Source organism: Streptomyces sp. iso_384 (genome assembly GCF_056172905.1).
On sequence record NZ_JBWBTT010000001.1, the window covers coordinates 7,110,253 to 7,129,745 of the forward strand.

A 19,493-nucleotide genomic window follows, 5' to 3' on the forward strand; every position below is an offset into this window, starting at 1 on the left:
GCGGGTCAGCCCTTCTTGGTGCCGAGGTCGGCGGCCCAGGGGTAGTAGAGGTACGCCATGGAGGCGGGGGGTCCGGTCAGCTTCTCGTCAAGGACGAGGACGGAGGGGACCTGGGCGACGGAGATCCAGACGGCGGCGTCGGTGAACTTCTTCTGGACCTCGACGGCGAGCTTCGCGCGCTCGGCGTCGTCGAGGGTGGCGAGGGCCTTCTTGACCGTGGCGTCGTAGCCGGGGTCCGCGAAGCCGACCCAGTTGTTGGAGGAGCCGGTGAGCGCGTTGTCGTAGAAGCCGATCGGGTCGGCCTTGGAGATGTACCAGTCGCCGACCAGGACGTCGATGCCGCCGCGGGCCTCGGGGTCGCTGTAGAACTGCTCGAACTGGGCGGTGGGGACGGTCTTGATCTGCCCGGTGAGCCCGATCCGCTGGAGGGCGGCGCGGACGGCGTTGGCGACGACGGTACGGCCCTGGCTGGCGTCGGTGCCGATGACGATCGGGGTGGCCGCGTCGACGCCGGAGTCCTTCACCAGCTCCTTCGCGGCGGCGATGTCCTCGGCGTCGGGGCTCGCGGGGGCGGCCGGGTCGGCGGCGCGCCGGGCCGCCTCGAAGGCCGGCTTCTCGTAGCCCCAGGCGCCGGAGCCGACCGGGGTGGACCAGGGCTGGACCATTCCGCCGTAGCCGGAGGCGGCGATGCCCTTGCGGTCGAGCGCGAGGGAGAGCGCGCGGCGTACGGCCGGGTCCTTCAGCCCGCCGCGGGCGGTGGGGATGAGGACGAGGGAGGCGGTGGAGGGGCCGTAGTACTGGGTGATGCCCTTCTTGCCGTCGAGGGCGGCGGCGGTGTTCGGCGATTCGGCGTACGCGCCGTCGGCGGCCCCGGTGGTGAGCGCGTTGACCAGGGCGCTGTCGGTGGCCCAGCGGAAGGTGACGCGCTTCGTCAGCGGCTTGTCGCCCCAGTAGCCTTCGTACCGCTCGATGGTGATGGAGTCGCCGGACTTCCAGCTTCCCAGCCGGTAGGGGCCGGTGCAGGCGTCGGGCTGTCCGGGGGTGCCGAAGTCGCGGCCCGCCTTCTCGACCTGTTCCTTGTTCCAGACGATGCCCGCGTCACCGGCGAGCGCCTTGAGGAAGAGGGCGTCGGGGGCCTTGAAGGAGAGGGTGATCTCGCGGTCGCCGGTCTTCTTCATGGCGGCGACGTTTCCGAACTCGTCGCCCTGTTCCATGTCCGGGTCGGCGTGCCGCTGAAGGCTCCAGAGCACGTCGTCGGCGGTCATCGGGGTGCCGTCGTGGAAGGTGACGCCGGAGCGGAGCTTGAGGACGAGGGTGGTGTCGTCGGGGGTCTCGACGCTCTCGGCGAGGAACGGCTTCGTCGTCATGTCCGGCTGGAGCTGGTAGAGCCGCTCGCAGACGTTGGTGAGGACGACCCGGCCGGCGCTGGAGCCCTGGGTGTCCAGGTCGAGGGAGTCCGGTTCGTCCTCCAGCAGCCAGTCCGCGTGGGCGAGTTCGCCCTGGGCGGCGGGGGTGGTCGGGGTGAGGGTGAGCCGCGCGGCGTCGGCGGCCGAGCCGCTGCCGCCGGGGTTGGTGGCGCCGCTGCAACCGGCGGCGAGCAGGGCGACGACGACGGCTCCGGCGACGGGGGCGGTACGGCGCAGGGCGCGGCGGTCTCCGGTGGCGGGCGGACAGCGGTGGGTGCGGTGGGTCATGGCTGGGTTCCTGTCGGTTCCGGGCCGCCGTGCGGGCCGTCGTAGAGGTTCCAGGGAAGGTGCTGGTACTCCCGGTCACAGGGGGTTCCGGCGGTCACGTGGTAGTCGCCGGTGGTGAGGTCGGCGAGCGAGGAGACGAGGGTGGTCCAGTGCTCGACGGCCGGGCGGCGCGGGTCGGGGTGGGTGCACAGGGACTCGGGGTGGCCGAGGTGGTCGGACATGGCCCGGCGGATCAGCTTCCGGGACTCGTCGGGTCCGGTGGAGTGGCGCAGGGCGGCCAGGCCCTGTTCGGCGCGGGGGACGCGGACCAGGGAGTCGGCGGACATCGGGCGGTAGCCGGCGGCGGCGAGCGGGGCGGGGATGCCCGCCTGGTAGTGGTTGCCGTGCACCAGCAGACCGTCGGCCGGATACATCCAGCCGTGCCCGGCGGGGGTGGTCTCCAGGTCGATGGCGAAGCCCTCGCGGCAGGTGAGCAGGGCGTTGCTGGCGATGTGGGCCCGGGTGCGGCAGAGCACGTCGAGGGCGTCGGCGATGTTGTCCTGGTCGAGGACCGTGCGCCGGACGATGGTCTGGGGCAGCCCGATCCGGTCGTCGAACCGGCCGCCGAGACCGTTGGCGTTGAACGCGATCCCGGCGGAGTTCGCGCCCTGGCGGCCGATCTGCCCGGCCTCCACCTGCATGATCAGGGTGGGCCTGGGCGGCTGGACGATCCGGATCATGACGACGGTGTCGGCGACCCCGGCCCGCCAGTCCCAGTTCTGCCCGGCGTAGACATGACCGTCGCCGCTGGCCGGGCCGTAGGCGGCGAACGAGGTGCAGCCCTCGGCGGGTTCCTCGTCGGCGGGTCCGCCGCCGCCCTCGTCGGCGGCGATCTCGGCGAAGGACTTGTCGTAGATGACCTCGCCCCGGGCGTTCAGCGCGAGGACGTCCAGGAGGCCGGCGCCCGCGCCGTCGGCGATGCCCCGCATCTCCTCGACCAGGTGGGGTGCGTAAGCGCGTACGGGCTCAAGCCAGCGGGCGGCGCGGGCGGTGACCTTGTCCCAGGTGAGCCCGGCGGAGCGGCCGAACGCCTCCTCGTAGTAGCTCAGGGCCGCGTGCAGTCGGGGGCGGACGGCCTCGCCGTACTGGCGGCCGCGCTCCAGCGGGGAGCCGGATATCTCGATGACGGGAAGGGTCCGGGCGGCGGAATCGGTGGGTAGGGGTGCCATTCTTCTCCTCGCGACGGAACGCTTCCGCGACCGACGTACAGAGACCGGGGACCGGAGACCGGCACGATCCTGTAACGTCGATTTCAGAATGCGTTCCCCTTGGAACGTTCTGCCCAGGACAGTAACGCCGGTCACACGGAAGTCAATGCTTGTAATGGAAATTCCAGAGAACGAGACCGGAGTGACGCGCCTCCGTGCCGCCATTCGTGACCAATGGAACGGTCTGTCCACATCCGAACGGGCCGTGGCCCAGTACCTGGTGAGCGCGCCGGTGGAGCAGTTGCTCTTCGCCAGCGCCCAGCAGCTCGGCGCGGCCAGCTCCACCAGCAACGCCACCGTGGTCCGGGCCCTGCAACGCCTCGGTTACGCCGGTCTGCCCGCGCTGAAGCGGGAGCTGGCCAACGACTTCACCTCGGCCGTCGCCCCCGAGGTGCGGCTCAAGCGGCGCATCGCGCATGTGGGCCAGGATCTGGACTCCATCTGGACCGATGTGTTCGACGAGGCCCAAGAGCGCATCGACCAGGCCCGCCGGCTGACCGGACCGGACTCGCTGAAGCGTGCGGTGGCCGCACTCGCCGAGGCCCGCGAGGTCTTCGCCTACGGGGTCGCCGCCTCGGAACCGGGCGCGCGGCACCTGGCGTTGGCGCTGGGCCGGATCGGCCGCCGGGCCCGGGCCGTGTCCGAGACCGGCTTCGCACTGGCGGACCAGCTGTTGGCCCTCGGGCAGGGCGACGCGGTGGTGATCTTCCAGCCCGGGCGGCGGCTGATGGAGCTGACGGTCCTGATGGAGCGGGCCCGCTCGGTCGGCGCGAAGGTGGTCCTGGTGACGGACGAGCTGGGCGAGGCGTACGCGGACCGGGTCGACGCGGTGCTCACCGCGCCGCACACGCCGACCGGCATAACGGCGGAGTCCCTGACCGGGCTACTGGTGGCCGACGCGCTGCTGCTGGCGCTGGCCACCCTGGACGAGGACCGGGCCGTCGACTCCTCGCACCAGCTGACGGCCCTGCGCGAACAGTTGCTGGACCCGAAGCGGCACGGCTGACGGCACGGCCGACAGCACGCCCGAGGACCCCCGCCCCGACGTCGCTCGCACTCGGCCTTGACCTTGACACCGTGTGAGGCGGTGCAGTGGGAGCCATCATGTTCACCATCGGAGACTTCGCCAGGTACGGCCGGGTGTCGCCCCGGATGCTGCGTCATTACGACGCCATCGGGCTGCTGCACCCGGACCGCACCGACCCCGCCACCGGCTACCGCCTCTACGGCGCGGCCCAGCTGGCGCGGCTCAACCGGATCATCGCGCTCAAGGACCTCGGCTTCACGCTCCAGCAGGTGGGGGCCGTTCTGGACGAGCAGGTGGGCCCGGAGGAGCTGCGCGGGATGCTGCGGCTGCGCCGGGCCGAGCTGGCGGAGGCGGTGGCGGGCGCGTCGACGCGGCTGGCCCGGGTCGAGGCGAGGCTCCGGTCGATCGAGAGCGAGGGGCGTATGCCTGCCGACGACGTTGTGATCAAGACCGTTCCGGCGGTCCGGGTGGCCGAGCTGACCGGGACGGCCGCGAGTTACCAGCCGGAGGACATCGGTCCGGTGATCGGCCCGCTGTACGACAGGCTCTTCCCGCTCCTGGAGGGCGCCGGCCTCCGGCCCACCGGTCCCGGGATCGCCCGGTACGAGGACGCCCCCGGCGGCGGCGGCGCGATCACGGTGCACGCCGGGGTGACGGTGTCGGCCCCGGCAGGCGCGGTCGGGGACACGGGGGTGCGGGTGGTGGAGCTGCCTCCGTTCGAGGCGGCGACGATCGTGCACCGGGGCGCGATGGACGACGTCCTGCCGACGGCCCACACCCTGGCCCGCTGGCTGGACGCCAACGGCTACCGCTCCACGGGCTACACCCGCGAGGTGAACCTGGAGTGCCCGGCCGACCGGAGCGCGTGGGTGACGGAGCTCCAGGAGCCGGTGGCGAAGGCCTGACGCGGTGACGTACGGGGAGGGGCGTCCCCTCCCCGTACGTACGCGGGCACGCACGCGGCGACCCGCCCCCGTACGCGACACGCACCCGCCCCCGGCGTCACTCCCCCACGCGTTACGCCCCCGCCCAGAGCCCGTCCTCCGTGAGCCCCAGCAGGTCGATCGCGTTGCCCCGGACGATGCGGTCGACGACGTCCGGAGCCAGGTGGCCCATCTGCTCCTCGCCGACCTCGCGGGAGCGGGGCCAGGTGGAGTCGGAGTGCGGGTAGTCCGTTTCGTACAGGACGTTGCCGACGCCTATCGCGTCGAGGTTCTTCAGCCCGAAGGCGTCGTCGAAGAAGCAGCCGTGGACGTGCTCGGCGAACAGCTCGGACGGCGGGCGGTGGACCTTCTCGGCGACGCCGCCCCAGGCCCGGTTCTCCTCCCAGACCACGTCGGCGCGTTCCAGGATGTACGGGATCCAGCCGATCTGCCCCTCCGCGTACATGATCTTCAGGCGGGGGAAGCGTTCGAACTTCCCGCTCATCAGCCAGTCGACCATCGAGAAGCAGCAGTTGGCGAAGGTGATGGTGGAGCCGACGGCGGGCGGGGCGTCGGCGGAGGTGGACGGCATCTTCGACGAGGAGCCGATGTGCATGGCGATCACGGTGCCGGTCTCGTCGCAGGCCGCGAGGAACGGATCCCAGTCGTCCGCATGTATGGACGGAAGTCCGAGATGGGGAGGTATCTCGGAGAACGCGACCGCGCGCACGCCCCGCGCCGCGTTGCGCCGGACCTCGGCGGCGGCGAGCTCCGCGTCCCACAGCGGGACGAGGGTGAGCGGGATGAGGCGGCCGTGCGCCTCGGGGCCGCACCACTCCTCCACCATCCAGTCGTTGTACGCGCGCACGCCGAGGAGCCCCAGCTCGCGGTCCTTCGCTTCGGTGAACGTCTGCCCGCAGAAACGCGGGAAGGTCGGGAAGCAGAGCGCGGACTGCACATGGTTGACGTCCATGTCGGCGAGCCGGTCCGGGACCGAGAACGAGCCCGGCCGCATCTGTTCGTAGGTGATGATCTCCAGCTTGATCTCGTCCCTGTCGTAGCCGACGGCGGTGTCGAGACGGGTGAGCGGGCGGTGCAGATCCTCGTACACCCACCAGTCGCCGACCGGCCCGTCGTCGCCCTTCACACCCATCACGGGCGCGAACTTTCCGCCCATGAAGGTCATTTCCTTCAGCGGTGCGCGAACGACGCGCGGACCGGAGTCCGCATACCTGGACGGGAGCCGGTCCCGCCAGACATGAGCGGGCTCCACCGTGTGGTCGTCCACCGAGATGATCTTCGGGAAGGTCTCCATGTGTTCCACGGTAGCGCCGATCTGACGAACCGTCAGCTAGCGTGCGGGCATTCACGCCGGGTCCGGCACGGGGCTCGGTTCCCGAATCGTTGTCGAGGGCTTGTGCAGAGCGTCACCCACTGCTGACGAGTCCGCCCGGGACAAGGCAGACTGTTGAGCGCGATACCAGCGGTACCGCGCCATCCGGATGCCTGACGCGCATCGACGCACGGGCGGACATGCGGGTGCGGGCACCACCGGCAGGATCCGCAGACGAGCGGGACCGGCAGGCGAGCAGGACAGGGGGGCATCAATGGACCGTGACAACGGACCACGCGTGCGCGTACCGGAGCAGCGTGCTCCGGAGAAACCGGGTACGGCGGACGCCCTCAGGTTCACCGTGCTCGGCCCCGTACGGGCCTGGCGGGGCTCGGAGCTGCTCTCCTCGGGCTCGCCCCAGCAGCGCGCCCTGCTGGCCGCGCTGCTGCTGCGCGAGGGCCGGACGGCCACCGCGGGCGAGCTGATCGACGCCTTCTGGGGCGAGGACCCGCCCTCACAGGCGCTGGCCACGATCCGTACGTACGCCTCCCGGCTGCGCAAGATCCTGGGCCAGGACACCCTGGTGAGCGAGTCCGGCGGCTATGCGATCCGGACCGACCGGGCGGCGCTCGACCTGACGCTGGCACAGGATCTGGCGGGCGAGGCCGAGAAGGCGCGGGCGGCCGGGGACCGCTGCCAGGCGCGCGTCCTGATCAACAAGGTGCTGGGCCTGTGGGACGGCGAGGCGCTGGCCTCCGTGCCCGGCCCGTACGCGGACAACCAGCGCACCCGGCTGGAGGAGTGGCGGCTCCAGCTCACCGAGACGCGGCTGGACCTGGACCTGGAGGTCGGCTGCCACGCGGAGACCGTATCCGAGCTGACCGCGCTGACCGCCGCGCACCCGCTGCGCGAGCGGCTGCGCGAACTGCTGATGGTGGCGCTGTACCGCAGCGGCCGGCAGGCCGAGGCCCTCGCCGTTTACGCGGACACCCGCCGGCTCCTCGCGGAGGAGCTGGGCGTGGACCCGCGCCCCGAACTGGCCCAGCTCCAGCAGCGGATCCTGCGCGCCGACGAGGAGCTGGCCCGCCCGGCGGACGAACCGGCGCCCGCGCCCGCGCCGCTGAAGCCGGCACAGCTCCCCGCCACCGTTCCGGACTTCACCGGCCGGTCCGCGTTCGTGGCGGAGCTGGGCAGCCGGCTGGCCACCTCCGAGGGCTCGGTGATGGCGGTCTCCGCGGTGGCCGGGATCGGCGGCGTCGGCAAGACGACACTGGCGGTGCACGTCGCCCACCAGGCCCGTCGGCACTTCCCGGACGGGCAGCTCTACGTCGACCTCCAGGGCGCGGGGGCGAGGGCGGCGGAGCCGGAGACGGTCCTCGGCTCGTTCCTGCGCGCGCTCGGCACGGCGGACTCGGCGATTCCGGACACCCTGGACGAGCGGGCCGCGCTGTACCGCTCGACGCTGGACGGCCGCCGCATCCTGATCCTCCTCGACAATGCCCACGACGCCGCCCAGATCCGCCCGTTGCTGCCCGGTACGCCGGGGTGCGCGGCCCTGGTGACGAGCCGGGTGCGGATGGTGGACCTGGCCGGGGCGCATCTGGTGGACCTGGACGTGATGTCGCCGGAGGAGGCGCTGCAGCTCTTCACCCGGATCGGCGGCGACGAACGGGTCGGCGCGGAGCGCGAGGCGGCGCTGGACGTGGTGGCCGCGTGCGGCTTCCTGCCCCTGGCCATCCGCATCGCCGCCTCCCGCCTCGCGGCCCGCCGCACCTGGACGGTCTCGGTCCTCGCCGCCAAGCTCGCCGACGAACGCCGCCGGCTGGACGAGCTCCAGGCGGGCGACCTCGCGGTGAAGGCCACGTTCGAACTCGGCTACGGCCAGCTGGAACCGGCCCAGGCCCGCGCCTTCCGCCTCCTGGGCCTCGCGGACGGCCCGGACATCTCGCTGGCCGCCGCGGCGGCCCTGCTGAACCTGGACCCGCACGCGGCGGAGGACCTCCTGGAGGCCCTGGTCGACACGAGCCTGGTGGAGTCCGCAGCCCCGGGCCGCTACCGCTACCACGACCTGGTGCGCCTCTACGCGCGTGCGTGCGCGGAACGGGACGAGGAGCCGGTGGAGCGGGAGTCGGCGCTGTCGCGGCTGCTGGACTTCTATCTGGCGACGGCGGCGGGGGTGTACGCGCTGGAGCGGCCGGGGGACCGGCTGGCCGATCACCGGGAGCCCACGCAGTACAGCGGGCTGACGTTCGCCGACCGGCACAGCGCTCAGGACTGGCTCTACACGGAGGCCAACTCCTTGCTCGCCTGTGTACGTCAGTCGTCGGGGCCCGGTACGGTGCGCCGGGCGGTCGATCTGCTCTGGGCCACCAAGGACCTCGCGGAGTCGGGCGCGAACTCCAAGCAGTACGAGGCCGCGGCGATCACGATCCGCGATCTGGCGCGGTCCAGCGACGACGCGCGGGCCGAGGGGCGGGCGCTGATCACCCTCACCAACGCACGCCTGGTCGCGGGCCGGTTCGACCAGGCGGAGCGGGACGCGCAGCGTGCCATGCGGCTCGCCCGCGCCGTGGACGACCCGCTGCCGAGCTGCTGGGCTCCGAACGACCTCGGCATCATCGCGCTGTACCAGAACCGCCACGCTGAGGGAGAGGCGTATCTGGAGCAGGCCATCGCCAACTTCCGGGCCGACGGCAACCACCCGGGCGAGGCGAGCGCCCTGTGCAACCTCTCCCGTATCCATCTGGCGATGGGGAACACCACGAGCGCGGTGGCCCTGGCCCAGCAGGGCATAGACATCTACGACGAGCTGGGCCACGCGCTGCGCGGCGCGAACGGCCGTTACGCTCTCGGCCTGGCTCTCACACAGAGCGGCCGGTTCGCCGATGCGACGGAGCAACTCCACGACGCGCTGGCGGTGTTCCGGGACAGCAGGCAGCGCCTCTGGGAGGGCATGGCCACGTTCCGTCTCGCGGAGGTGGACCTGGCGGCCGGCCTTCCGGCGCAGGCGGCCACGAAGTCCGAACAGGCCCTCGCGATCCTGCGCGGCATCGGCGGGGAGTGGCGGCGCGGCAACGTCCTCACCGTGCTGGGCCGGGCACTGAGCGAGATCGGACAGCCGGGCCGGGCCCAGGTCTGCTGGCGCGAGGCGCTGGACATATACGAGACGCTCGGCTCGGCGGAGATCGAGACCGTACGCAAGTTGCTCGTGCCAACGCTGCCCGGCTGAGCCGGTGGTGAACGTTCATCATTCGTTTATCGCTTCCCGACACTGTGGTCCCAGTCGTTCCGTCGCGTCGGGGGGCAGACGGGCCGGCTACGGCCGTAGAGGTACGTTGAGCGGCCAGATGACACCCGCCCGGCAACCCGACGGGGGAGTTGCCGGGCGGGCTCGTCGAGTCCGAGCACAGCTATTCAGGGAGCTGGAGAACACCATGAGCGATGCGCAGAAGAAGCCGGTCGTGAAGCCGCTCGACAACCACGCCACCGGCGGGGAAGCCACGACGCAGGACAACCACGCGACGGGTGGTGCGCTGAAGCCGCTGGACAACCACGCCACCGGCGGCACGGTCAAGCCGCTCGACAACCACGCGACGGGCGAGCCCGCCTAGACCCTCCCGACGGGGATACGGGGGAAGCGACCACGGCGACGCCGAGGGGGAGCCGCCGCGGTCGCGGTACGGGGGAATGTGTGAGGGGCCCGAGCCGGGGGAAACGCTCGGGCCCCTCACGCGTGTCCGGGATCGGCGGCTACAGAGCCCGCAGCTCCCCCTTCACCACCTTGCCGCTCGCGTTGCGCGGGAGATCCGGGACGAACTCCACCGCCCTGGGGACCTTGAAGTTCGCCATCTCGCGGCGGGACCAGGCGATCAGGTCGTCCGCGGTGAGCGTCGCGCCGCGGCGGCGGACCGCGTAGGCCTTGCCGACCTCGCCCAGCCTCGGGTCCGGGATGCCGATGACCGCGACGTCGGCCACGTCCGGGTGGAGGCCGAGGAGCTGTTCGATCTCGGCCGGGTAGGCGTTGAAGCCGCCCACGATGAACATGTCCTTGATCCGGTCCGTGATCCGCAGGTTGCCCGCCCCGTCCAGGACGCCCACGTCGCCGGTGCGGAGCCAGCCGTCCTCGGTCATCGTGGCGGCCGTCGTGTCCGGGTCCTCGAAATAGCCGCTCATCACGGTGAAGCCGCGGACCTGGACCTCGCCCGGAGCGCCCGGTTCCGCCAGGACGCGGATCTCGGTGCCGGGGATCGCCCGGCCGGAGGTGGTGGCCACGACCTCCGGCGCGTCGCCCCGGCGGCACATGGTCACGATGCCGCTCGCCTCGGAGAGGCCGTACGCCGTGAGGACCGTCGCGATGTGCAGTTCGTTGCGCAGGCGTTCCACCAGCTGGAGGGGGACCACCGCCGCGCCCGTCACCACCAGGCGCAGGGCCGACAGGTCGTGCGCGTCGCGTGCCGGGTGGTCCAGGAGCGACTGGTGGAGCGTGGGCGGGCCGGGCAGGACCGAGATCCGTTCCGCCGCGATGTTCGCCAGCACCGTGTCCACGTTGAACACCGGCTGCGGCACCATCACGGCGCCCCGCGTCAGACAGGCGATGATCCCCGCCTTGTAGCCGAAGGTGTGGAAGAACGGGTTCACGATCAGATAGCGGTCGCCCTCGCGCAGGCCCGCCAGTTCGCTCCAGATCGCGTAGGCGCGCAGCGTCTGGGCGTGCGTGATCACCGCACCCTTGGGCGCGCCCGTGGTGCCGGAGGTGTAGATGATGTCGGAGGGGTCCGAGGGGGCGATGGCCGCCGCCCGTTCGCGCACGGCGGAGGGCTCCACCCCCTCCCCCGCCGCCAGGAAGTCCGGCCAGCTCGTGTAGTCCTCCGGGGCCGTGTCCGCCAGCACCACCACCTGCTCCAGATCCGGCAGCTTCACCTCCGCCCGCCGCAGCGACGCCACGTACGAGGTGCCCAGGAACGTGCCGGTGACGAACAGCAGCCTGGCCCGGCTGCGGCGCAGGATGTACGCCGCCTCCGTGCCCTTGAAGCGGGTGTTGAGCGGGACCAGCACCGCGCCCGCCGTCACCGCCCCGAGCGCCGAGACGATCCACTCCGTCGTGTTCGGGGCCCAGATCGCGACCCGGTCGCCCGGCTCCACTCCGGCGGCCATGCACGCGGCCGCCGCGCGCTCCACCCGGTCGCCGAGCTCGGCGTACGAGAGCCGGATGCGGCCGTCGGCCACCGCCTCGGCCGGGCCGTACCGCTCCGCCGCCGCCCGCACCAGCCCCGGGATGGTGCCCCACTCCTCGTCGCCCCGCATCACGCGCCCGCCTTCCGCCGCCGCACTAGCTGACTATCCGTCAGATTAACGGTAGCCTCTGCCGCTGTCAGCAGGCGCGACGGTGCGGGAGGTCAGCGGATGGCAACGCTCAAGGACGCGACGGCGATAGCCGGGATCGGGCAGACGGCGTTCGCGAAACGGCTCCCGGAATCCGAGAAGACACTCGCCTGCCGGGCGATCCTGGCGGCCCTCGACGACGCGGGCATCGCCCCCTCGGAGGTCGACGGATTCGCCTCGTACACCATGGAGGAGACCGACGAGGTCGAGGTCGCCAAGGCGATCGGGGCCGGGGACGTCACGTTCTTCAGCAAGGTGGGGTACGGGGGCGGGGGTTCCTGCGCCACACTCGCCCATCTCGCCGCCGCCGTCGCCACCGGACAGGCGAGCGTCGGCGTCGCCTGGCGGTCCCGCAAGCGCGGGTCCGGCCCCCGGCCGTGGAGGAACACCGCCGCCCAACTCCCCACGCCCGCCCAGTGGACCCGGCCCTACGGACTGCTCCGGCCCGCCGACGAGATCGGCATGCTGGCCCGCCGCTACATGCACGAGTACGGGGCCACCCGCGACCACCTCTTCAACGTCGCCCTCGCCTGCCGCAACCGGGCCAACCAGAACCCGGACGCGATCATGTACGAACGCCCGCTGACCCGCGAGATGTACATGAACTCCCGCTGGATCAGCGAACCGCTGTGCCTCTTCGACAACTGCCTGGAGACCGACGGGGCGCTGGCGTGCGTCATCGTCTCCGCCGAGCGCGCCCGCGACTGCCGGCAGCGGCCCGTCTACCTCCACTCCGTCGCCCAGGGGCTGCCCACCCAGCACCACGGAATGGTCAACTACTGGAACGACGACCCGCTCACCGGCCCCGCCTGGACCGCAGCCCGACAGCTGTGGAAACAGGCCGACTTCGGGCCGCAGGACATCGATGTGGCCCAGATCTACGACGCGTTCACCCCGCTCGTCCCGCTCTCGCTGGAAGGCTACGGCTTCTGCGGGCGCGGCGAGGGCGGGGCGTTCACCGAGGGCGGTGCGCTGGAGAGCGGTGGGCGGCTGCCGGTCAACACCGGCGGCGGTGGGCTGAGCGAGGCGTACGTCCACGGTTTCAACCTCATCACCGAGGGCGTGAAGCAACTGCGCGGCACCTCCACCGCCCAGGTGCCCGACGCCGCCACCTGCCTGGTCACGGCGGGCGAGGGCGTACCGACATCGGCCGTCCTGCTGCGGAACTGAGCAGTCGAGGAGTTGAGGAGAGCCACCATGAGCGAATCCCTGTTGCTTCCGGTCGTCGACGAGGACGGAGCGCCCTTCTGGGAGTTCGCCGCGCGCGGCGAACTCCGCGTCCAGGCCTGCGCCTCCCCCGCCTGCGGCGAACTGCGCTTCCCACCCCGGCCCTGCTGCCCGCGCTGCGGGTCCTTCGACAGCGCGTGGCGGCTGATGAGCGGACGCGGCCGGCTCTGGTCGTATGTGATCCCGCACCCGCCCCTGCTTCCCGCCTATGCCGAACAGGCTCCGTACAACGCGGTGTTGGTCGAGCTGGCGGACGCCCCGCGGATCCGGCTCGCCGGAAACGTCGTCGCCTCGCCCGACGCCCCGCTGAACTCGGTGGACCCGGCGCGGCTGCGGATCGGCGCTCCGGTGCGGGCCGTCTTCTGCCCGGCCGGGCCCGGGGGCGACGTCACGCTCGTGCGCTGGCTCCTGGAGCGGTGAGCGATGGCCCTGCGCACCGAGCGGGACGAGAGGACCGGGGTCGCGCTCGTCACCCTGGACCGGCCGGCGAAGCTCAACGCGATCGACCTGGAGACGGCCGGCGAACTTGTTCTGCTGTGGCAGGAGCTGCGGTTCGACGAGGCGATCCGGGCGGTGGTTCTCACCGGGGCCGGGACGCGGGCCTTCTGTACCGGGATCGACCGGGGCGTCGAGGTCCCGCAGCCTCCCTCCCCGTACGCCCTCGACGATCCGCTCCTGCGCATCGGGCCCAAGGCCAACGACCTGTGGAAGCCGGTGGTCGCGGCCGTGGAGGGGATGGCGTGCGGCGGGGCGTTCTATCTGCTGGGCGAGGCGGAGTTCGTCGTCGCGTCCCGGGAGGCGACGTTCTTCGACCCGCACACGACGTACGGGATGGTCTCGGCGTACGAGGCGATCGCGATGGCCCAGCGGATGCCGTTCGGGGAGGTGGCCCGGATGGCGCTGATGGGCACCGCGGAGCGGGTGAGCGCGGCGCGGGCGTACGCGGTCGGGCTGGTCAGCGAGGTGACGGAGCCGGGCCGCGCGGTGGCGGCGGCGCTGCGGTCGGCGGAGGTGGTCGCCGGATATCCGACGGAGGCGGTGCAGGGCACGGTCCGGGCGGTGTGGTCCGCGAAGGAGGCGGCCAGGGCCCAGGCGATGGCCCAGGCCCCGGCACTGATCGCCCTCGGCAACCTGCCCCCGGAACGGCAGACGGAGCTGTTCGGGGGGCGGGACGGGGGCGGGGAGCCGCGGGTGCGGTGACCCGGGTGCGGCCGCCGCCGGCCGGCCCTAGAGCGCCACCGCGGTCACTTCGCAGCGCTTGACCCGGGACACCTTGCCGGGGCTCTCCATCCGCACGGTGAGGGTGCGCACCTCGCCGCCGTCCAGGTTCGTGGTGGTCTCGGCGGTGTCCACGGTCTGGCCCAGGGCGTCGACGAACCGCACGTCGATCTCGTACGCCTGCGAGCCCGGCTCGTTCGCCCTCAGTTCGACCAGCGACGTGGTGACCGCCTTGCGCTTGCCCTTGCGCGGCGCGGCGCAGCGGATGACCCGGACGGCGGGGGCGTCGGACGCGGTGGGCGTCGGGGTTCCGTAGGAACCGGAGGAGCCGGAGGACGAGGAGCTGTCGTCGTCGTAGTCGTGGTCGCGGTAGCCGTTGTTGCTCTTCTTCGAGCTGGAGCAGCCGCCGCCCGAACTGCTGCTCTTGCCGCTCTTGCTCTTGCCGCTCTTGCCGCCGCTGGTGGAGGTGGAGAATCCGGTGAGCGCGAGCACCACCACGACCAGGACCGCCGCGAGTTTCATCTGTCGCCGCATCATGGATGCAGCCCCCCTTGAGTTTCGTTGCCGTTTGTCGAGCCTGTGGCGTGCGTTGTGACCCTCAGCATGCCGTGCGGGACTCCATGTTCGGGTCATGACCCTGTCACGGTCCGGTCATGGTCCGCGTGGCGGGGGTGATCGTCCCGGCGTAGCGTCGGTGGCGGGGGCCGTTCGCGTACGCCCCTGGAGGCCTGACGATGATCCGCAACATCCTCGGCTCCGTCGTCGCGCTGGCCGGGGCGGCCTCCGCCGTGCTGAGCCCGTTCCGCGACTGGTACGCCGGGCGGGCCGGGCACGAGTACCGGGTGCGGGACCTGTTCGAGGGGATCACCGCCACGGAGTCGGGGGTGCTGGTCTCGATCCTGCTGCCGTTCCTGGTCGCGGCGTTGCTGGTGATCGTGGGCGTGGTGCTCCGCTCGCGGCTCGTGGTCGCCTTCGCGGGCGTGGTGGTGCTGGGCTTCACGATCCTGTGGATGGTCCGCCAGGGGCAGGCGTCGGGTTCGCTGGTGGTGGGCGGGGACGGGGCGGGGTTGCAGGTGGGGGTGGCGAACGCGTTGGCGGGTGGGGTGCTGATGGTGATCGGGGCGTTGCTGATGAGGGGGCGGGGTCGGCGGAGCCGGCGGGAGCGGGAGCCGGTGGAGCGGTATGCCGCGCCGGCGGCGGATCAGGTGGACACGTGGCCGCCCACGCAGGAGCCGGGGATGTCGGTGCAGCAGTCGCCGTGGCCGGAGCCGGAGGTGGAGCCGTACACGGGGCCGGATCCGCGTGACGCCCGTACGCGGTCGTATCCGCGGGTACCGCATCCGGAGGACGACCCCCGGGATCCGGTGCATCCACCGCACCACCCACCACCGGCCTGACGACCACCGGGCCGAGGGTTCCGTCCTCGAACGCCGGACAGGCTGGGGGTCCGCAGGGTCACCGCTCCCCGGGACAAGGGGTCCGTCCTCAAACGCCGGACGGGCTGGGGTGGGCCGGACGGGCGGGGGAATCAAGCCCGTCCGGCGATTGAGGACATCTTTTCAGCCTGTCCGGCGCTTGAGGACGCCTGTCCAGCCCGTCCGGCGCTTGAGGACGAAAGCAGCGCTCAGGTCCGGGCCCGGTTGCCCGTGCCTGTGCCCTTCAGGGCGTCCAGCGCGTACACGCAGCGGTCCTTGCTGCAGGCGTACACCACGCCCGCCCGGGCCACGGGCGAGCCCGTGATCTCGCCGCCCGTCGCCAGCTTCCAGCGCAGCTGGCCCCCCGCCGCGTCCAGCGTGTACAGCACGTGGTCCGCCGAGCCGAAGTGGACCCGGCCGTCCGCCACCACCGGGGAGCCCACCACGTCGCCGCCCGCAGCGAAGCGCCACTTCGGGGTGCCGGTGACCGCGTCCAGGGTGTAGAGCGCGCTGCCGCTGCCGACGTGCACGTTGCCCACCGCGACCAGCACCGGTTCGATCGAGGAGCGGGCCTCCGTGGCGATGCGCCAGCGGTCCTTGCCGGTCGCCGCGTCCAGCGCGTACACCGTGCCGAGGTAGTCCGCGAGGTACACCCCGCCGCCGGTCACCGCCGGGCCCGGCGCGAACGCGGGCGGGGAGAGGAAGACCGCGGGCGACTCGAAGTGCCAGCGCACCCGCCCGGAGCCGGTCTCCACCGCCAGCACCCGGGTGCCCGCCGCGATGTAGACGTAACCGTCGGGCGCCGGGGTGACCCGGACCGGGACGCCGCCGCAGGAGGCCGCGTCGCCGATGGGGTACGACCAGCGCTCGATGCCCGTACGCGCGTCCAGCGCACGCAGCCGGGCGTCCTGCCAGACGTACGCCGTGCCGTCGTGGATGACCGGCCCGGCCTCCGCCGTCTCGAAGTCGCTCTGCGCACCGGTGATCTCCCACAGCTTCTCGCCGTTGGAGGCCTCCCAGCCCTGGACGCCGCCGCCCCGGGTCGCGGTCAGGACCGTGCCCCGGTCGGCCTTGAGCGCGTACACCCAGGCGTCGGTCGACAGCCGCCACTGCTCCGCGCCGCTCGCCGCGTCCAGCGCGTACAGCGACGGGCCGTCCGAGGCGTGGATGCGGCCGCTCTCGACGGCCATCGCCCAGGCCACGTCCCGGGTCTTGAACTGGCGGCGGCCGTTGCCCACGTCCAGCGCGTGGACCTCGAAGGACGTCACGTACAGCAGATCGCCGGAGACGACGGGCGTGCCCCACACGTCGTTGGACATGCGGAAGCGCCAGGGCCGCCAGCGGTCGGGGGCGGGGGCCGCGCCGTCCTGGGCGGGCCCGGGGGCCGGGACGGGCGCGGTGGGGGCCGTGGCCGCCGACGGCGAACCGTTCACTCCGGCGGGCGGGCGGACCCAGCCGGTGGCGGCCGCCGGGTGCGCGGCGGCGGCCCCGCGCACCTCACCCGCACGCGGTCCCGGACCGATCGGCACCTTGGCGCCGGGCAGCTGGACGGGCCCGCTGTCGGGGGCCGCGGACGGGCCCGCCGAGGGGGCCGGGCCGGACGCACCGGACATCGGGGAGGGCGAGGCCAGCGGGGAGGGCGAGCGGAGGTCGGTCCCGCTGCGCCAGGCGGTGTCCCGCTCCGGGGCCCTGGGAGGCTGCCGCGGGGGCGGCGGGGGCGACACCGGGGCGGGCGGGGCGGTGCGCCCGCCGCCCCTGCGCCGCTCGATCATCGCGGTGGCCCGGGACGGCAGCCAGGCCGAGGCCGTGCCGCTGTCGTCGCTGCCGGAGGCGAAGAGGTGCGGGGCGAGCTGCGCCTGGAGGTCGGCGGGGCTGGGCCGCTGGGTGGCGTCCATCTGCATGCAGGACTCGATCAGCGGCCGCAGGTCGTCCGGCAGGCCCTCCAGGTCGGGGCCCTCGCGCAGCAGCATGAACACCGTCTCGACCGGGTTGGCCCCGTGGAAGGGGGCGTGGCCGGTGGCGGCGAAGACGAGCGTGGAGCCCAGCGAGAAGATGTCGCTGGCCCCGGTGACGCTGCGGGAGTCCCTGGCCTGCTCGGGCGACATGTACGCGGGTGTGCCGACGGCGACGTTCGTCATGGTCAGCCGGGTGTTGGAGACGCCGGACGCGATACCGAAGTCGATCACCCGGGGGCCGTCCTCGACGACGAGGACGTTGGACGGCTTCAGGTCGCGGTGGACGAGGCCGGCGCCGTGGATGGACTGGAGGGCCTCGGCGATACCGGCGGCCAGCCAGCGCACGGCCTGGGTCGGCATGGGGCCGCACTCGTTCACTATCTCTTCGAGCGAGGGCGCGGGCACGTAGGCGGTGGCGAGCCAGGGCACGGCGGCCCTGGGGTCGGCGTCGACCACGGCGGCGGTGTAGAACCCGCTGACCGCGCGGGCGGCCTCGACCTCGCGCGTGAAGCGGACCCGGAAGAGCTGGTCCTCGGCGAGCTCGGTCCGCACCGTCTTGATCGCCACCCGCCGGCCGGACGCCGAGCGCGCGAGATAGACCAGCCCCATGCCGCCGGCCCCGAGCCGTCCCAGCACCTCGAACGGGCCGATCCGTCTCGGGTCGTGCTGCGTCAGCTGCTCCACCACTTGCCTGCCACCTCCCCGTCACCGGACCTCGGCGACGAAGTCCGCGAATTACCGCCCGTTGCTGCCCGGTCGGATCCCGCCCTGCGCAGCGCGCCCTGTGCAGGGTCTCACCACTGGGCATCACCTGGCGGTACGCACCCCGATTCTTCCTGGCTCGGGCTCCGGTTGCGAACCCGGGGGCGGATCGGGGTGTCCCATGTCACTTCGTCCCGTATCCGTCCACACCGGGTTCAGCTGTACCGGTCAGCTGTACCGGTCAGGTGCACCGGTCAGGTGCACCGGTCACGGAAGCAGTTCGTCGGGCTGCAGTACGGCGAAGGCGGCCCCCTGGTCGTCGTGCAGGACGGCCATCCGGCCGGAGGGGATGTCGAAGGGCGGCTGGGCGACCCGGCCGCCGAGCTGTACGGCGAGTTCGGCGGCGGCGTCGCAGTCGGCGACGGCGAAGTAGACGAGGAAGTAGCTCGGCATCTCGGCCGGGAAGGCGTCCGTGATGACGCTGCGGCCGCCGACGGCGGTGTCCGGGCCCGGTTCGGCGCCCTCGGGGGACCACATCCGGAAGTCGACCAGCGCTTCGGAGTCGCCGGCGAGGTCATGGCCCGGCTCGTCCAGGTCGGTGCCGTGGAAGCCGAAGACCTTCTCGTAGAAGGGATCCACCCGGTCCGGCTGCCGGGTGTAGACCTCGGTCCAGCAGAAGGAGGCGGGCTCGTTCTGCTTCTCGAAGCCCGCGCGCTCCTCCGGCTGCCAGAGCCCGAAGACCGCGCCCCCGGGGTCGGCCGCCTGGGCGACGATCCCGGCGCGCCCCGCCCGTACCGGGTCGGTGATGATCTGGCCGCCGTGCTCGCGGATCTCGGCGACGGTGGCCCGGATGTCGTCGGTGGCGAAGTAGACGCCCCAGGCCGTGGGCATCCGGCCGTCCTTCTTGGCGGCGAGCGCGGCGACCAGGCGGCCGTCGCTGAGCGCGTCCGCGAAGGGCATGCCGTCGCCCGCCCGGAAGGTCCAGCCGAAGAGCCCGCCGTAGAAGCGCTTGCCCGCTTCGAGGTCGGAGAGCTGCACGTCCGCCCAGCACGGCGCGGAATGCGCGAATGCGGCCATGGAACCGGGTCCTTCCGTAGCAGTGACGCCCGTCACAGTCAACGTAACGTCGCCTCCGGTCCGGCGCGCCCCGAGCGCGGCGGGTGCACCTGAAGAGAACCTTTGACCGATTGATGAAGTGTGCGCCCACCATGTGGACGAAAGTTGTCCACCGAAGTTGTCCACAGGCTGTTGATAACATTTACGCCGGGCAGCACCCCCGGCTCCGGGGGCTCCCGCACGCTCCGGGGCCTCCCGCACCGCGGCTGAAAACCGTCGCTCACCGCCCCCGCGCACCCCGCCGGTCCTGCGGC

15 protein-coding genes are annotated in these 19,493 nt (G+C 72.5%); 8 read left to right on the forward strand and 7 right to left on the reverse strand.

What is annotated here, in order from left to right:
* Nucleotides 1-5: 5 nt before the first annotated feature.
* Together AC0VY3_RS31920 and AC0VY3_RS31925 are read right to left on the reverse strand one after the other, a co-directional pair.
* Nucleotides 6-1,694 carry an ABC transporter substrate-binding protein gene (locus AC0VY3_RS31920; RefSeq protein WP_103507930.1) on the reverse strand — a complete coding sequence of 563 codons (1,689 nt, stop codon included), beginning with the start codon at nt 1,692-1,694 and terminating at the stop codon, nt 6-8.
* Entirely contained in the window at nt 1,691-2,902 is a 1,212-nt protein-coding gene (locus tag AC0VY3_RS31925; protein ID WP_103507929.1) for a C45 family autoproteolytic acyltransferase/hydolase, read from the reverse strand. The genes AC0VY3_RS31920 and AC0VY3_RS31925 overlap by 4 nt, the downstream gene beginning before the upstream one ends.
* A gap of 145 nt (nt 2,903-3,047) precedes the next feature.
* Here AC0VY3_RS31925 and AC0VY3_RS31930 point away from each other — a divergent pair, with 145 nt between their 5' ends.
* Together AC0VY3_RS31930 and AC0VY3_RS31935 are read left to right on the forward strand one after the other, a co-directional pair.
* Nucleotides 3,048-3,947, forward strand: coding sequence for a MurR/RpiR family transcriptional regulator (locus AC0VY3_RS31930; protein ID WP_374935458.1), 900 nt, complete (start codon nt 3,048-3,050; stop codon nt 3,945-3,947).
* Between the two features lie 98 nt (nt 3,948-4,045).
* Nucleotides 4,046-4,873, forward strand: a complete 828-nt coding sequence (locus tag AC0VY3_RS31935; protein ID WP_242741605.1) for a MerR family transcriptional regulator — start codon at nt 4,046-4,048, stop codon at nt 4,871-4,873.
* A gap of 112 nt (nt 4,874-4,985) precedes the next feature.
* Here AC0VY3_RS31935 and AC0VY3_RS31940 read toward each other — a convergent pair whose 3' ends face one another.
* Entirely contained in the window at nt 4,986-6,206 is a 1,221-nt protein-coding gene (locus AC0VY3_RS31940) for an amidohydrolase family protein (RefSeq protein WP_103507926.1), read from the reverse strand.
* A 292-nt stretch (nt 6,207-6,498) separates the two neighbouring features.
* Here AC0VY3_RS31940 and afsR point away from each other — a divergent pair, with 292 nt between their 5' ends.
* Both afsR and AC0VY3_RS31950 read left to right on the forward strand, forming a co-directional pair.
* Nucleotides 6,499-9,453, forward strand: a complete 2,955-nt coding sequence (afsR, locus tag AC0VY3_RS31945) for an SARP-family global regulator AfsR (RefSeq protein ID WP_103507925.1) — start codon at nt 6,499-6,501, stop codon at nt 9,451-9,453.
* Nucleotides 9,454-9,658: 205 nt separating this feature from the next.
* Nucleotides 9,659-9,835 carry a hypothetical protein gene (locus AC0VY3_RS31950; protein WP_181010759.1) on the forward strand — a complete coding sequence of 59 codons (177 nt, stop codon included), beginning with the start codon at nt 9,659-9,661 and terminating at the stop codon, nt 9,833-9,835.
* A gap of 139 nt (nt 9,836-9,974) precedes the next feature.
* Here AC0VY3_RS31950 and AC0VY3_RS31955 read toward each other — a convergent pair whose 3' ends face one another.
* Nucleotides 9,975-11,528, reverse strand: coding sequence for a FadD3 family acyl-CoA ligase (locus AC0VY3_RS31955; RefSeq protein WP_475551178.1), 1,554 nt, complete (start codon nt 11,526-11,528; stop codon nt 9,975-9,977).
* A gap of 99 nt (nt 11,529-11,627) precedes the next feature.
* Between AC0VY3_RS31955 and AC0VY3_RS31960 the strand changes: the two genes are divergently transcribed.
* Genes AC0VY3_RS31960 through AC0VY3_RS31970 form a run of 3 tightly spaced genes read left to right on the forward strand, consistent with a single transcriptional unit; the run spans nt 11,628 to nt 14,033 of the window.
* Nucleotides 11,628-12,776: a lipid-transfer protein gene (locus AC0VY3_RS31960; protein WP_475551179.1), complete on the forward strand. Its 1,149-nt coding sequence runs from the start codon at nt 11,628-11,630 to the stop codon at nt 12,774-12,776.
* A gap of 27 nt (nt 12,777-12,803) precedes the next feature.
* Nucleotides 12,804-13,253: a Zn-ribbon domain-containing OB-fold protein gene (locus tag AC0VY3_RS31965; RefSeq protein WP_475551180.1), complete on the forward strand. Its 450-nt coding sequence runs from the start codon at nt 12,804-12,806 to the stop codon at nt 13,251-13,253.
* Nucleotides 13,254-13,256: 3 nt separating this feature from the next.
* Entirely contained in the window at nt 13,257-14,033 is a 777-nt protein-coding gene (locus AC0VY3_RS31970) for an enoyl-CoA hydratase/isomerase family protein (protein ID WP_475551181.1), read from the forward strand.
* Nucleotides 14,034-14,060: 27 nt separating this feature from the next.
* On the opposite strand, the gene AC0VY3_RS31975 is transcribed toward AC0VY3_RS31970, so the two are convergent.
* The gene (locus AC0VY3_RS31975; RefSeq protein WP_475551182.1) at nt 14,061-14,588 is read right to left on the reverse strand and encodes a hypothetical protein; all 528 of its coding nucleotides are present in this window, start codon (nt 14,586-14,588) and stop codon (nt 14,061-14,063) included.
* 197 nt (nt 14,589-14,785) lie between these two features.
* Here AC0VY3_RS31975 and AC0VY3_RS31980 point away from each other — a divergent pair, with 197 nt between their 5' ends.
* Nucleotides 14,786-15,448 (forward strand): hypothetical protein, encoded by a 663-nt coding sequence (locus AC0VY3_RS31980; protein ID WP_103507918.1) that lies wholly within the window; start codon nt 14,786-14,788, stop codon nt 15,446-15,448.
* 227 nt (nt 15,449-15,675) lie between these two features.
* Here the strand turns inward: AC0VY3_RS31980 and afsK are convergent, their stop codons facing one another.
* Nucleotides 15,676-18,108, reverse strand: a complete 2,433-nt coding sequence (gene afsK / locus AC0VY3_RS31985) for a protein serine/threonine kinase AfsK (RefSeq protein WP_475551183.1) — start codon at nt 18,106-18,108, stop codon at nt 15,676-15,678.
* 282 nt (nt 18,109-18,390) lie between these two features.
* Nucleotides 18,391-19,200: a VOC family protein gene (locus AC0VY3_RS31990; RefSeq protein ID WP_475551184.1), complete on the reverse strand. Its 810-nt coding sequence runs from the start codon at nt 19,198-19,200 to the stop codon at nt 18,391-18,393.
* Nucleotides 19,201-19,493: the final 293 nt, after the last annotated feature.